The organism is Saccharopolyspora galaxeae (assembly GCF_016526145.1).
Taxonomy (GTDB): Bacteria; Actinomycetota; Actinomycetes; order Mycobacteriales; family Pseudonocardiaceae; genus Saccharopolyspora_C; species Saccharopolyspora_C galaxeae.
Genome location: NZ_JADDUE010000002.1, coordinates 621,547 through 635,307 on the forward strand (window position 1 = coordinate 621,547; position 13,761 = coordinate 635,307).

Sequence of the window (13,761 nt, forward strand, 5' to 3'; positions counted from 1 at the left end):
CGGACAGGAAGTGATCATGACCTCGACCGACCGCGCCGCAGCCTTCCAGCTCTCCGAGGACGCGCAGGACCTGCTGTTCCGCGCCGCCCGCACCGCGAACTCCTTCAGCTCCGAACCGGTCGACGACGAGCAGATCCGCGCGATCTACGACCTGGTCAAGTGGGGCCCGACCTCGATGAACCAGCAGCCGCTGCGGATCGCGCTGGTGCGCTCGGACGAGGGCAAGCAGCGGCTGCTGCCGCACCTGTCCGAAGGCAACCGGGCCAAGACCGAGTCGGCGCCGCTGGTCGCGGTCCTGTCCGCGGACACCGACTTCCACGAGAACCTGCCCAAGGTCTTCCCGCACAAGCCGGACGCCAAGGACATGTGGGCGGGCGACGACGGGTTCCGCGCCGAGCACGCCAAGCTCAACGGCACCCTGCAAGTCGGCTACTTCATCCTCGGCGTGCGCGCCGCGGGGCTGGCCGCGGGCCCGATGACCGGTTTCGACGCCGCGGGCATCAACGCCGAGTTCTTCCCGGACGGCCGCGAGAAGGTCCTCGTCGTGGTCAACATCGGCAAGCCCGGCGAGAACCCCTGGTTCGACCGCCTGCCCCGGCTCGACTACGACGAGGTCGTCACCACGATCTGACGGCCCGGAAACACCCGGCACGACACCGAAAAGCCCGGCCCCCGAAGCGGGGGGACCGGGCTTTTCGGCGTTCTGGGGACGCTCAAGCGTGGCCGTTGAACAGGCTCGTCACCGAGCCGTCCTCGAAGACCTGGTGGATCGCTTCGGCCACCAGCGGGGCGATGGACAGCACCCGCAGCGTGGGGAAGTGGTGGTCCTCCGGGATCGGCAGCGTGTTGGTCAGCACGACCTCCTTCGCTCCGCAGGAGGACAGCCGCTCCACCGCCGGGCCGGACAGCACGCCGTGCGTCGCCGCGATGATCACGGCCTTGGCGCCCGCCTCCAGCAGCTGCTCGGTGGCCTTGGTGATCGTGCCGCCGGTGTCGATCATGTCGTCGACCAGCACGCACAGCCTGCCCTCGACGTCACCGACGACGCGGTTGGCGACCACCTGGTTCGGCTTCGTGGGGTCCCGGGTCTTGTGGATGAACGCCAGCGGAGTCCCGCCGAGGTTGTCCGCCCACTTCTCGGCCACGCGCACCCGGCCGGAGTCCGGCGAGACCACGGTGATCTTCTCTTCGGAGTAGGTCTCGCGCACGTAGTCCGACAGCACCGTCTGCGCCAGCAGGTGGTCCACCGGCCCGTCGAAGTAGCCCTGGATCTGGTCGGTGTGCAGGTCCACCGTCATGATCCGGTCCGCACCGGCGGTCTTGAACAGGTCCGCCATCAGCCGCGCCGAGATCGGCTCGCGGCCCTTGTGCTTCTTGTCCTGCCGTGCGTAGCCGTAGAACGGCATGACCACGGTGATCCGCTTCGCGCTGGCCCGCTTGAGCGCGTCCACCATGATCAGCTGTTCCATGATGGCGTCGTTCAGCGGCGTGCAGTGCGACTGGATTACGAAGGCGTCGCAGCCGCGGACCGACTCGTCGTAGCGGACGAAGATCTCGCCGTTGGCGAACTTGTAGGCCGCCTGGGGCGTGACCGTCACGTCGAGCTGCTTGGCCACCTCCTCGGCAAGTTCCGGGTGACTGCTCCCGGAGAAGAGCTTCAAGCTCTTCTTCGGGGTCGCAGACATGGCACTCACGGTCATCGTCCCTCCCCGTTGACGCCCATCATCGGGAGTCACTGATCGGATTGGTGGTCAGGTCAGATCCCGACCGCTCCAGCGCCCGCTGAGCGGCCTGGTCGGCGGCGGTGTCCGGGCGGCGGCGAGCCACCCAGCCTTCGATGTTGCGCTGCCTCCCGCGGGCGACCGCCATGGCGCCCGGGGGGACGTTCTGGGTGATGACCGAACCGGCGGCGGTGTAGGCGCCGTCGCCCACCTCGACCGGGGCGACGAACATGTTGTCCGCGCCGGTGCGGGCGTGCGATCCGATCACGGTGCGGTGCTTGGCCACTCCGTCGTAGTTGACGAACACGGTGGCCGCGCCGATGTTGCTGTTCTCGCCGACCTCGGCGTCGCCGACGTAGGTCAGGTGCGGCACCTTGCTGCCCGCGCCGATCTCGGCGTTCTTGGTCTCCACGAAGGTGCCTATCTTGCCGTCGGCGCCGAGCCGGGTGCCGGGGCGCAGGTAGGCGAACGGGCCCGCGGAGGCGCCGGGGCCGACCTCGGCTCCCTCGCCGTGCGACCGCACCACGGACGCGCCGGGCCGCACCGCGCAGCCGGTGAGCGTGGTGTCCGGCCCGATCACCGCGCCTTCGCCGACGCTGGTGCCCGCGCGCAGCTGCACGCCCGGTTCGAGCAGCACGTCCCGGTCCAAGGTCACGTCGCAGTCCAGCCACACCGAGGCCGGGTCGGTGACCGTGACACCCGCGCGCATCCAGTCCAGCACGAGCCTGCGGTTGAACTCCGCGCCGAGCCGCGCCAGCTGCACCCGGTCGTTCACGCCCTCGACCAGCCACGTGTCCGCGCACACCAGCGCGCCCACGGACTTCCCGTCGCCGCGGGCGATGGAGAGCACATCGGTCAGGTACAGCTCGCCTTGCGCGTTGTCGGTGGAGAGCCGGGCCAGCGCTTCGGACAGCACCGCGGCGTCGAAGGCGTAGACCCCGGAGTTGATCTCGTCGATGGCCGCCTGCTCGGCGGTCGCGTCCTTCTGCTCGACGATCCCGGTGACCTGCCCGGACCCGTCGCGCACGAGGCGCCCGTAGCCGGTGGGGTCCGCGACGACCGCGGAGAGCACGGTGGCCGCGTTGCCGTTGTCGTGGTGCTCGCGCAGCAACGCGCTCAGCGTCGTCGCGTCCAGCAGCGGCACGTCGCCGTAGCTGACCAGGACCGTGCCGGACGTGCGGTCCGCGAGCGCGTCGAGCCCGCAGGCCACCGCGTGACCGGTCCCGAGCTGTTGGTCCTGCACGGCGGTGCGGACGTCGCGGTCCAGCTCGCCCGCGACGTCGGCGAGGTGCTCGCCGACCGCGTCCTTGCCGTGCCCGATCACGACGACGAGGTCCTCGGGATCGGTGCCCGCCGCGGCGCGCACCGCGTGTTCCACCAGCGGGCGGCCGGCGAGCCGGTGCAGGACCTTCGGCGTGGCCGAACGCATCCGGGTGCCTTCGCCCGCGGCCAGCACGATCGCGTGCACCCGGGCGTCGTCCGGGGACCAGCCACCGGGGGAGCCGGAAGCAGCCGCGCCGGACGTGCTGTCGGGGGCGGGCCGGGCGTTCGCGCCCTGGGGCATCAACGCACTCCCTCGGGTCTCAAGCGGGTTCGACGCCGATACGCCGGAGTCGCCCTGTTCGGTGCGGCCACGGTGCGCTATGGCGCCGCTGGCCGACTGCTGATGGCGTCCAAGCGGGTGAAGGGTAACCGGATCGACTCCGGGTCGGGCCGGGTGCCCCGTCCGCTCGTTCCGGCGGAAGCCGATGATACCTCCCCCGCAAGGTCCGGCCCCGTCGCCATGGCCCGTCTCAACTGGGTATTCGTGATCGGACGCGTAGCTGCTGCGGCGCGCGGCCACCGCAGGCGGATGGCGGCGCCGGAATAGCGGTAAATGTGCGGAGAAGGCATCAGGTTGATCACCGAGCGTGCGAGCCGCGGACGCAATAGCGCGATCGGGGTGATTTCCGACGAAGCCGCCGTGTGGCGGCTGGGACGCACCCGCGCTCAGTGCGGTTGCGGAGGGATCCAGGTCTCCTGCTCGCGCGGGCCGCTCGGCCCCGCCGGGTACTGCGCCTCCTCGGCCGCCGCGAACGTCGCGACCTGGTTCCCGCCGCCGCGCTTGGCCTGGTACATCGCCGCGTCCGCGCGGGCCAGCACCTGGGCGCCGGACTCCTGCGCGCGCATCGCGACCACGCCGATCGACAACGTCACCCCGCGCGAAAGGGCCTTCGGCAACCGGGCGATCGCCTCGACCGTGCGCTGCAACGCGGATTCCGCGTCCGTGAGCGCCACGACGGGCAGCAGCACTACGAACTCGTCGCCGCCGTAGCGGGACACGAAGTCGTCCACCCGCAGCGTGTCCCGCAACGTGGTCGCGACGACGCGCAGCACGTCGTCGCCTTCGGCGTGCGAGCAGCGGTCGTTGACCTCCTTGAACCCGTCCAGGTCGACCAGCGCGATCGACAGCGGCTGCGCCTCCGCGCTGCCCAGCAGCGAGTCCAGCCGGTCGTCCAGCGCCCGGCGGTTGGACAACCCGGTCAGCGGGTCCTGCAGCGCCTGCTGCGTGATCGCGTCGTGGCGCAGGTTCAGCCGCGCGTTCTCCAACCGGCTGGAAAGCGTCGAGTACCGCGCCTCCCGCATCGTCCACAGCTCGGTCTCCAGCTCGAGCACGTACTCGCCCAGCGCGTCGCTGATCGGCTCGTCGATCTCGACCAGCCGGGCGTACTCCCTGGCCAGCGAGATCCGCAGCGTCGGGTCGGAGGTGTCGGTCGTGACGTGCGAGCGGGAGTCCTGCCCCGCCGCCCTGGACGGGGCGAGCACCGACACGGCCTCCGCGCGCCGATCGGCCGACATCAGGCAGCGGGACAGCGCGATCGCCACGATGATCTTCTCCCGCGGGTGGATCGCGCGGTCCAGCGAGCGCAACCGCTGCAACCGCTCGATGTGCTCCGGACCGGGCTGCGCGAGCGCGTGCGCGGCGCCGAGCAGCGGGATCTGGTCCCACGCGGTGCGGTCCGGCAGCCGCGGGAACAACGACTCCTGCCACGGGCCTTCCACCGCGTAGGCCAGCGCGGAGGCGGTGGCGAACCGCTCACCGGCCTCGTCGTCCTCGCCGATGCGCTCCAGCCGCAGTCCCCAGCCCAGCAGCATCCGGCAGCGGTTCATCATGTGCACCGCGATCTCGTGCGGCCCGCCGCTCTCCCGGATGCGGTGGTGCGCGCGGCCCATGACGACCTCGGCCATCTCGTAGACGCCGAGCTGGGTGAGCACGTAACCGAGGTCGATCAGCGCGGTCGCCAGCAGCCGGTCCCAGGACCGCCGCCCCAGCGCGGTGTCCGGTACGAGTTCGTCCTCCAGCATCGCCAGGCCCCACGCGACCTCGCTGATCGCGTTGTCCTCACCGCTGGCCAGCAGCTGCCGCCTGCCGCGCAGCGCCCGCGCGTCCGCCTCCAGCACCAGCAGGCCGTGCCTGCGGCTGTGCGTGAGCAGTTCGTCCAGCAGCGGGTCCGCGCCGTGCGCGAGGCCGGGGGTGGACAGCCGCATCGCGGCGCAGTGCCGGAGCAGCTGGGCGACGATGCGCGGTTCGCCGCGGCGCTGCGCCTCGGCGAGCAGGCCGTCGGCTTCGCGGATGGTGCCGCGCTGGCCGAGTGCGTCGCTGTTCTGCCCGACGGCGCTCAGTTCGCGCGCGCGACCCACCAACCACGCGTCGCTGACTTCGCTCAGCGCGGTTGTCGCGTCGTCGCGCACGTCCGTCGCGTCCTCGTGCAGCGGCGCACACCCCCTGCTGGGAATCAGCCCGGCCGGGGCCGGGAGGTCGGCGATCGTCACGGCTGCGCCGGGCATCGCGCACCCGGCAGGACCGGCAACCGCCTTACCGGCCCGGCCGCACCGCCTGCGACCGCTGCTCCGCCGCCAGGACTCGAACCTGGACCATCAGAACCAAAATCTGAGGTGCTGCCTTTACACCACGGCGGATCGGTCGGTGGGCGGTCCCGCTCGCGAGCCCGCCGCTTCGGCCGGCCTGCGCACGGACCGGTTCGGCGGCAGAGCTTACCGGCACGCCTGCAGGCCGTGTCAGCCCAGTCGACATGGTGGCACGTTCGTCCAGCGCGCCTGCCCGGCAGATCAATTCCGGACACGCCCGAGCTGGTGCGACACGCCGCAATATCATCGCCGGGGGGTGACGATCGTGCATCCACGAACTTACGCTGCCGTAGGTTACGGTCCCGTAGGATTCGGGGTCGACGGCCGCGCACCCGGCGCAGGCAGACCGTCCTTCCCACCACCTGACCAGTTGAGGTAGTGAGCATGACAGCAGCAACGAGCGTTGCGCCCGAGGCGCCCAGCGCCGACACCGGACCGAAACCGCTGACCGCGGGCGATCGGCCGAGAGTCGCACAGTTCTTCGTGTACCTGTTCGTCACCGTGCCGACGCTGGCCGTGATCGCTGCCGTGCCGTTCGCCTGGGGCTGGGGACTGGGCTGGGTCGACGTGGGGCTCGCCGCGGTCTTCTACGTGATCAGCGGGGTCGGGGTGACCGTCGGCTTCCACCGGCACTTCACGCACGGCTCGTTCAAGGCCAAGCGCGGGCTGCGCGCTGCGCTGGCGATCGCGGGCATGACCTCGCTGCAGGGCCCGGTGATCACCTGGGTCGCCGACCACCGCAGGCACCACGCCTACTCGGACCGGGACGGCGATCCGCATTCGCCGTGGCGGTTCGGCAGCTCGCCCGCGGCGCTGGCCAAGGGCTTCTGGTACGCGCACATGGGCTGGTTGTTCGAGCGCGCGTTCACCAACGAGGACCGGTTCGCCCCGGACCTGCGCAAGGACTCCGCGCTGGTGCGGCTCAACAGCCTGTTCGTGCTGTGGACGGCGCTGAGCCTGGTGCTGCCCGCGGTGCTCGGCGGGCTGCTGACCTGGTCCTGGTGGGGCGCGCTGACCGCGTTCTTCTGGGCCGGTCTGGTGCGGGTCGCGCTGCTGCACCACATCACGTGGTCGGTGAACTCGATCTGCCACATGATCGGCGAGCGGCCGTTCAAGAGCCGGGACAAGGCGGCGAACTTCTGGCCGCTGGCGATCGTGTCGTTCGGTGAGTCCTGGCACAACTCGCACCACGCCGATCCGACCTGCGCCCGGCACGGGGTGCTGCGCGGGCAGTTGGACATCTCGGCGCGGACGATCTGGGCGTTCGAGAAGCTGGGCTGGGCGTGGAAGGTGCGCTGGCCGAACGAGAAGCGGCTGGCCCGGATCGCGGTCACCGAGCACAAGGGCTGAACCGGGCGGCACGACCGGAACGCAGCGGGCGGCGCGAACTCGGCACGCGTCCGGGGAGGTCCGCATCGTGCCCGGCAGCGGCGGCTAGGGTTGCCGCGTGGCGGGACGGCGGAAGCGGAACTCCCCGGACTCGGAGACCAGACGCCGTTCGGCGCGCACGGCCCGGGTCCGGATGACCGGTGAGGAACGGCGCCAGCAACTGCTCGACGTGGCGCGGGCCCTGTTCGCGGAGAAGGGGTTCGAGGCGGCCTCCATCGAGGAGATCGCGCACCGGGCCGGGGTCTCCAAGCCGGTCGTCTACGAGCACTTCGGCGGCAAGGAAGGCGTCTACGCGGTCGTGGTGGACCGCGAGATGCGCAACCTGCTGGACCTGGTCGTCTCCGCGCTGTCCGCCGGTCACCCCCGTGCGCTGCTGGAACAGGCGGCCACGGCGTTGCTGGAGTACATCGACAACTCCACCGACGGGTTCCGCATCCTGGTGCGCGACTCGCCGGTGGCCAGCACGACGGGCACCTTCTCGTCGCTGCTCAACGACATCGCCAGCCAGGTCGAGCACATCCTCGGGCTGCAGTTCAGCGCGAAGGGCTACGACGCGAAGCTGGCGCCGCTCTACAGCCAGGCGCTGGTGGGCATGGTCGCGCTGACCGGCCAGTGGTGGCTGGAGGTGCGCAAGCCGAAGAAGGAAGAGGTCGCCGCGCACCTGGTCAACATGGCCTGGAACGGGCTGTCCCACCTGGAGCACAAGCCCAAGCTGGGCAACTGGCGGTGAATCCTCCCCGAGTGAACGGTCCGCTGGACCGACCGGGCGCACGGTCCGTTCACTTCCGGAACTTCGCTTTACGACTGGGCAATAATGGGACGAGAGGTCCGCTGAAACTGAGGTGATCACGGTGTGCGATGATCTGAACACTATGAGTAGTGCACTCGCGTACACCGGCGGTCCGCCTTACGCGCTGGCCGATTGGGAGTCGCTCGACGAGGACCCGGGCGGCAACCGGGTGGAGCTGATTGGCGGACATTTCAAGGTGACTCCTGCGCCCAGCTACGCCCATCAGGCGATCAGTGACGAACTCCGGCTGCTCCTGCGGCAGGCGTTGCGCCGCGAGGAACGTTCGGACCTCGTGGCGGTGAGCGCGTTGGGAATCAGCGTCGTCGAGGGCATGGGGTTCGTTCCGGACATCAGCGTTGTTCCCGCGCAGAGCGACGGCACGATCAAGGTGGCGGCGTCCGAAGTGCTGCTCGCGGTGGAAGTCGTCTCGCCGCGGACGCGCAAGGACGACCGCATGGTCAAGCCCGAGGCGTACGCGCAGGCCGGAGTTCCGTTCTACTGGCGGGTCGAGCCGATGCCCGGGGCGCCGCCCGCGATCTTCTGTTTTCAGCTCGACAAGGGAGAGTACGCCGAGTCCGCAGTGGTGGAGTCCGGTCGGCCCGCCACGGTCAAGGCCGCTCCGGTGGACGTCGATCTCGACGTCGACGTGCTGTACGAGCAGATCTTCGGTGCCTGGTCACGTTGACGAGATGCGCAGCACCTGGTCGTTCTCGCCGTTGGACGTCGTGACATAGAGGGCACCGTCAGGGCCTTGGCGTGCGGCGCGGAGACGGCCGTGCGTGCCGTCGAGCTCCGATGGGATCAGGACTTCCTGCACTGCGCCGTTGGGTTCCAGCCGGTACAGCAGCAGCTTCGAGCCCTTGAGCGCGGGCACTGCGAGCATCCCGTCGAGCTCGCCCCACTGCGGGCCGGTGAGGAACGTGGCTCCGGATACCGCCTCGGTCGCGTCGTCGGACGACCACACCGCGGGTACCGCGTCCGGGAACCGCCGCAGGTCGGTCATCGGCACCGACTCGTCGTAGGAGTCCGAGCTGCCGCCGCGCGACGGGTCCCAGCCGTAGTTTCGGCCCGGGACCAGCACGTTGAGCTCGTCGTCGCGATCCGGACCGTGCTCGGCGACGACCACCTGACCACCAGGGCGCGGCGCGATGCCTTGCGCGTTCCGGTGCCCGTAGGTGTAGATCAGCCGCTCGGCCGGGTCCGGCGAGTTCGCGAACGGGTTGTCCGGCAGCGGTTCTCCGGTGCGCAAGTCCATTCGCAGCACCTTCCCGCCCAGGCCGCTGCGGTCCTGCGCGGCTCCGGGGTCCGCGGCATCACCGGTGGTCACCAGCAGCGAACCGTCCTCGGCCAGCGCGGGGCGGCAACCGGAGTGCCTGCCGCCCTGGTTCACCGGCAGCCCGGTGAGCAGCGGCGGCCCGACCCGCTGCGCGCTGCTGCCGTCTTCGGAGAGCCGCCAGTTGATCAGCCGGACGTCCACCGGCCGCCCGTTCTCCTGGTACGTCTGGCACGTCAGGAACTGCCGCGTGCTGGCGAAATCCGGATGCACCAGCAGGCCCATCAGCCCGCCCTCGCCGCGCGCGAACACGTCGGAGAAGTCGGCCCGCACCGGCCGGACCTGCGCTCCCGGGCGGTTGCCGGTGAGCAGTCCGAGCTTGCCGGAGCGCTGCGGGATCAGTGCGGTGCCATCCGGCAGGAAGCCGATGTCCCAAGGGTGCGTCAGCCCGCCCGCGACCACTTCGACGCCGAGCGCGGCCGGTTCCGGCGCCCTCGCGGCGGCCTCCGATGGCGTGCCGTCCGGAGCGCTGCACGCAGCGAGCAGCAGGGTCACGGCGAAAACGGCGAACCGGACTGTGCGCATGGTCACAGTATGTCAGCAAGGCATAGCCGCCGGTCCAGCAAGCAGCAGCCGCCGGTCCAGCGAACGCAAGCCATCGATCCGGGGCGGCCCGGAAGTGTCGGTGCGGAGTCGTAGGCTGGACGGTGACTCCCGCCGCCCGGACCTGCCGGGACGTGCCCGATTCCCGCGCGAGATCAGCACGGTTCCCGGAGCTACCGGCCCTGGTGGTGCCGCCCCCGGATCGCCGATCCACGCCGGGTGCGGCCGCACGACTCGGCCAGCAACCGGGTACGCCGATGGGCCGGAGGCAAAGTCGTTCCCGGGGACGGGTCTGTGCGCGTTTCCGGTGATTCTCGGTGCGAGGGATGCTCCATGACCCAGGCTGGTCCTGCCACGGCTACGGAAGCGGCGCCGGCAGCCGCGCTGCGCGGGCTGCTCGGCCCGCTGCTGGACGATGCCGCTTTCCAGCGGCTGATCGAGTCCGCGGGCAGTCCGCACGTGGTGCTGGAAGGTCCCGTGGCGGCCCGCCCGCTCACGGCCGCCGCGCTGGCCGAAGGGGCTTCGGCGCCGGTGCTGCTGGTCACCGCGACCGGCCGGGAAGCCGAGGAGACCGCGACAGCGGTCGGTGACCTGATCGGCGCCGACGGTGTCGCGGTTTTCCCGTCGTGGGAGACGCTGCCGCACGAGCGGCTCTCCCCGCGTGCGGACACCGTGGGCCGCAGGCTGGCGGTCCTGCGCAGGCTCGCGCATCCCGAGGAGCACGCCGAAGGCCCGGTGCGGGTGCTGGTCTCGACGGTGCGCAGCCTGATCCAGCCGATCGCGCCCGGCCTCGGCGAGCTGCCCCCGGTGCGGCTCGAACTGGAGCAGGAGCACGACTTCGAGGAACTCGTGCAGCGGCTGACCGGCCTGGCCTACACCCGGGTCGACATGGTGGAGAAGCGCGGTGAGTTCGCCGTGCGCGGCGGCATCGTCGACGTTTTCCCGCCCACCGAGGAACACCCGCTGCGCGTGGAGTTCTGGGGCGACGAGGTCACCGAGATCCGCCCGTTCTCCGTCGCCGACCAGCGTTCGCTGCCGGAAGCCACCGACACCGACCTGTACGCGCCCGCCTGCCGGGAACTGCTGATCACCGACCAGGTCGCCGAGCGCGCCGGGAAGCTCGCCGAGCAGCACTCCGCCGACGGGCACCTGTCCGAGATGCTCGGCAAGATCGCCGGCGGCGCCGCGGTGGAGGGCATGGAGGCGCTGATCCCCGCGCTGTGCGAAGGGGAGATGCGGCTGCTGACCGACCTCGTCCCTGCGGGTACGCACGTCGTGCTGGCCGATCCGGAGAAGGTGCGGGCGCGGGCGGCGGATTTGGTGCGCACCGGCCAGGAGTTCCTGGAGGCGTCCTGGATGGTCGCCGCCGACGGCGGCCGCGCCCCGATCGACCTGGGGGCCTCGGCCTACCGCGGGTTGAGCGACGTCGCCGAGCACACCCGCGAGCTCGGACTGCCGTGGTGGACGTTGACGCAGCTGTCCGGCGACGGCGAGCAAGGCGCGCTGCAGCTGCCGCTGAAGCAGGTCGAGGCGTACCGCGGCGAGGTCGAGCGCGCGTACGCGGACCTGCGCGCGCACACCGCTTCCGGAGGCGCGGCCGTGCTGGTCGTCCCCGGGCAGGGCACGGCGCAGCGGGCGGTGCAGCAGTTCCGCGAGGCCGAACTGCCGGTGCAGCCCGCCAAGGAGGGCCTGGTCGAGGCGCCGCAGCCCGGTGTGATCACCGTGGTCCGCGGCGGCCTGGAGGACGGTTTCGCGGCTCCGGACGCGGGCCTGGTGGTGCTCACCGAAGCCGACCTGACCGGCGGCCGCGGCGGCACCTCGACCAAGGACATGCGGCGGATGCCGTCCAAGCGGCGCAACGCCGTGGATCCGCTGGCGCTCAAGCAGGGCGATTTCGTGGTGCACGAGCAGCACGGCATCGGCAAGTACGTCGAGATGGTGCAGCGAACTGTCGGCGGTGCGACCCGCGAGTACCTGGTGCTGGAGTACGCCTCCAGCAAGCGCGGCCAGCCGGGCGACAAGCTGTTCGTGCCCACCGACCAGCTCGACGAGGTCTCCCGCTACGTGGGCGGTGAGCTGCCGACGCTGAACAAGCTCGGCGGCTCGGACTGGAAGAACACCAAGGCCAAGGCGCGCAAGGCGGTCAAGGAGATCGCCGCGGAGCTGGTGCAGCTCTACGCCGCCCGCCAGTCCTCGACCGGGCACGCCTTCGGCGCGGACTCCCCGTGGCAGCGCGAGCTGGAGGACGCCTTCCCCTACACCGAGACCGGCGACCAGCTCGCCGCGATCGACGAGGCCAAGTCCGACATGGAGCGCGCGGTGCCGATGGACCGGGTGGTCTGCGGCGACGTCGGCTACGGCAAGACCGAGATCGCGGTGCGCGCGGCGTTCAAGGCGGTGCAGGACGGCAAGCAGGTCGCGGTGCTGGTGCCGACGACGCTGCTGGCCCAGCAGCACCTGAACACCTTCACCGACCGGATGCGCTCCTTCCCGGTGACCATCAAGGGGATGTCCAGGTTCACCGATGCGCGGGAGTCGGAGCAGACCACCGCGGGCCTCGCGGACGGCTCGGTGGACATCGTGATCGGCACGCACCGGCTGCTGCAGACCGGCGTGCGCTACAAGGACCTCGGCCTGGTGATCGTGGACGAGGAGCAGCGCTTCGGCGTCGAGCACAAGGAGCACATCAAGGCGCTGCGCACGCACGTGGACGTGCTGACGATGTCGGCGACGCCGATCCCGCGGACGCTGGAGATGAGCATGGCCGGGATCCGCGAGATGTCCACGATCCTGACCCCGCCGGAGGAGCGGCACCCGGTGCTGACCTACGTCGGCGCCTACGACGAGAAGCAGGTCGCCGCCGCGATCCGCCGCGAGCTGCTGCGCGACGGCCAGGTGTTCTTCGTGCACAACCGGGTGTCGACGATCGAGAAGGCGGCCCGGCACCTGCGCGAGCTCGTGCCGGAGGCGCGGATCGTCACCGCGCACGGGCAGATGAACGAGGACCGGCTGGAGAAGATCATCCAGGGGTTCTGGGAGCGCGAGCACGACGTGCTGGTGTGCACCACGATCGTCGAGACCGGGCTGGACATCTCGAACGCGAACACGCTGATCGTGGAGCGCTCGGACATGCTCGGGCTGTCCCAGCTGCACCAGCTGCGCGGGCGCGTCGGGCGGGCGCGCGAGCGCGGGTACGCGTACTTCCTGTACCCGGGCGAGAAGCCGCTCACCGACACCGCGCACGACCGGCTCGCCACGATCGCGCAGAACTCCGAGCTGGGCGCGGGCATGGCGGTGGCGATGAAGGACCTGGAGATCCGCGGCGCGGGCAACATCCTCGGCGCCGAGCAGTCCGGGCACATCGCGGGCGTCGGGTTCGACCTGTACGTGCGGCTGGTCGGGGAGGCCGTGGAGGCGTTCAAGCAGCACGCGGGCGCGGAACCCGGTTCGGCCGACGAGGAGCTGTCCGAGGTCCGGGTGGACCTGCCGGTGGACGCGCACATCCCGCACGACTACGTGCCGGGGGAGCGGTTGCGGCTGGAGGCGTACCGCAAGATCGCCGCGGCCGTGGACCAGGAGTCGCTGGACGCGGTGCGCGCCGAGCTCGGCGACCGCTACGGGCAGCTGCCGGAGCCGGTGGAACGGTTGCTGAAGGTCGCGCGGTTCCGCCAGGTCTGCCGCGAGTACGGGGTCACCGAGGTGACCTTGCAGGGCTCGTCGCTGCGGGTGGCGCCGATGGAGCTGGCGGACTCGCAGCAGATGCGGCTCAAGCGGCTGTACCCGAAGGCGGTGTACAAGGCGGCGGTGCGCACGGTGTCGGTGCCGCGTCCGACCGAGGGTGCCGCGGGCGGGCGGATCGGCGCACCGCCGTTGCGCGACGTTGCGCTGCTGGAGTGGTGCACGCAGCTGCTCGCGTCGCTGGCCGGAAAGCCCGCCGCGGTGGGCTGATCCGCCGTTCGCGCTGCTCGGCGATCGACCGTTCCGCCGAGCTCGTTGCGACGACCGCGTTCACTCTGCCGTATTTTTTCCCGCGGAGAACGGGAAAATCGCCGCGAGGCAACCTCGTGCGCCGTCCG

At 70.9% G+C, this 13,761-nt stretch carries 9 protein-coding genes and 1 tRNA gene; 5 read left to right on the forward strand and 5 right to left on the reverse strand.

The genetic code is table 11. The features are described 5' to 3' along the window. Positions 1-16 precede the first annotated feature (16 nt). Entirely contained in the window at positions 17-631 is a 615-nt protein-coding gene (locus INP57_RS07320; protein WP_200069256.1) for a malonic semialdehyde reductase, read from the forward strand. Between the two features lie 82 nt (positions 632-713). Here the strand turns inward: INP57_RS07320 and INP57_RS07325 are convergent, their stop codons facing one another. The 4 genes from INP57_RS07325 to INP57_RS07340 form a co-directional block, all read right to left on the reverse strand. Further along, a complete protein-coding gene (locus INP57_RS07325) occupies positions 714-1,694 on the reverse strand; it encodes a ribose-phosphate diphosphokinase (RefSeq protein ID WP_200069409.1) in 981 nt (326 codons plus the stop codon). 28 nt (positions 1,695-1,722) lie between these two features. Then, on the reverse strand, positions 1,723-3,285 hold the full coding sequence (glmU, locus tag INP57_RS07330; RefSeq protein ID WP_200069257.1) for a bifunctional UDP-N-acetylglucosamine diphosphorylase/glucosamine-1-phosphate N-acetyltransferase GlmU: 1,563 nt from the start codon (positions 3,283-3,285) through the stop codon (positions 1,723-1,725). A gap of 425 nt (positions 3,286-3,710) precedes the next feature. Beyond that, a complete protein-coding gene (locus tag INP57_RS07335; protein ID WP_200069258.1) occupies positions 3,711-5,549 on the reverse strand; it encodes a GGDEF domain-containing protein in 1,839 nt (612 codons plus the stop codon). Between the two features lie 61 nt (positions 5,550-5,610). Continuing rightward, positions 5,611-5,681: transfer RNA gene (locus INP57_RS07340), tRNA-Gln, on the reverse strand. Between the two features lie 333 nt (positions 5,682-6,014). On the opposite strand from INP57_RS07340, the gene INP57_RS07345 reads away from it, so the two are divergent. The 3 genes from INP57_RS07345 (at position 6,015) to INP57_RS07355 (ending at position 8,494) form a co-directional block, all read left to right on the forward strand. Further along, entirely contained in the window at positions 6,015-6,980 is a 966-nt protein-coding gene (locus INP57_RS07345) for an acyl-CoA desaturase (RefSeq protein ID WP_200069259.1), read from the forward strand. A 172-nt stretch (positions 6,981-7,152) separates the two neighbouring features. Then, positions 7,153-7,749 (forward strand): TetR/AcrR family transcriptional regulator, encoded by a 597-nt coding sequence (locus INP57_RS07350; protein ID WP_200069410.1) that lies wholly within the window; start codon positions 7,153-7,155, stop codon positions 7,747-7,749. A 142-nt stretch (positions 7,750-7,891) separates the two neighbouring features. Further along, positions 7,892-8,494: a Uma2 family endonuclease gene (locus INP57_RS07355; RefSeq protein ID WP_200069260.1), complete on the forward strand. Its 603-nt coding sequence runs from the start codon at positions 7,892-7,894 to the stop codon at positions 8,492-8,494. On the opposite strand, the gene INP57_RS07360 is transcribed toward INP57_RS07355, so the two are convergent. Next, on the reverse strand, positions 8,486-9,667 hold the full coding sequence (locus INP57_RS07360) for a PQQ-dependent sugar dehydrogenase (protein ID WP_200069261.1): 1,182 nt from the start codon (positions 9,665-9,667) through the stop codon (positions 8,486-8,488). The genes INP57_RS07355 and INP57_RS07360 overlap by 9 nt on opposite strands. A 351-nt stretch (positions 9,668-10,018) precedes the next feature. Here INP57_RS07360 and mfd point away from each other — a divergent pair, with 351 nt between their 5' ends. Beyond that, positions 10,019-13,633, forward strand: a complete 3,615-nt coding sequence (mfd, locus tag INP57_RS07365; RefSeq protein WP_200069262.1) for a transcription-repair coupling factor — start codon at positions 10,019-10,021, stop codon at positions 13,631-13,633. Positions 13,634-13,761 lie beyond the last annotated feature (128 nt).

Coding starts and splice junctions, on each gene's coding strand:
- INP57_RS07320 (WP_200069256.1), top strand. CDS start 17: ATGACCTCGACCGACCGCGCCGCAGCCTTCCAGCTCTCCGAGGACGCG.
- glmU (WP_200069257.1), bottom strand. CDS start 3,285: ATGCCCCAGGGCGCGAACGCCCGGCCCGCCCCCGACAGCACGTCCGGC.
- INP57_RS07335 (WP_200069258.1), bottom strand. CDS start 5,549: ATGCCCGGCGCAGCCGTGACGATCGCCGACCTCCCGGCCCCGGCCGGG.
- INP57_RS07345 (WP_200069259.1), top strand. CDS start 6,015: ATGACAGCAGCAACGAGCGTTGCGCCCGAGGCGCCCAGCGCCGACACC.
- INP57_RS07350 (WP_200069410.1), top strand. CDS start 7,153: ATGACCGGTGAGGAACGGCGCCAGCAACTGCTCGACGTGGCGCGGGCC.
- INP57_RS07355 (WP_200069260.1), top strand. CDS start 7,892: ATGAGTAGTGCACTCGCGTACACCGGCGGTCCGCCTTACGCGCTGGCC.
- INP57_RS07360 (WP_200069261.1), bottom strand. CDS start 9,667: ATGCGCACAGTCCGGTTCGCCGTTTTCGCCGTGACCCTGCTGCTCGCT.
- mfd (WP_200069262.1), top strand. CDS start 10,019: ATGACCCAGGCTGGTCCTGCCACGGCTACGGAAGCGGCGCCGGCAGCC.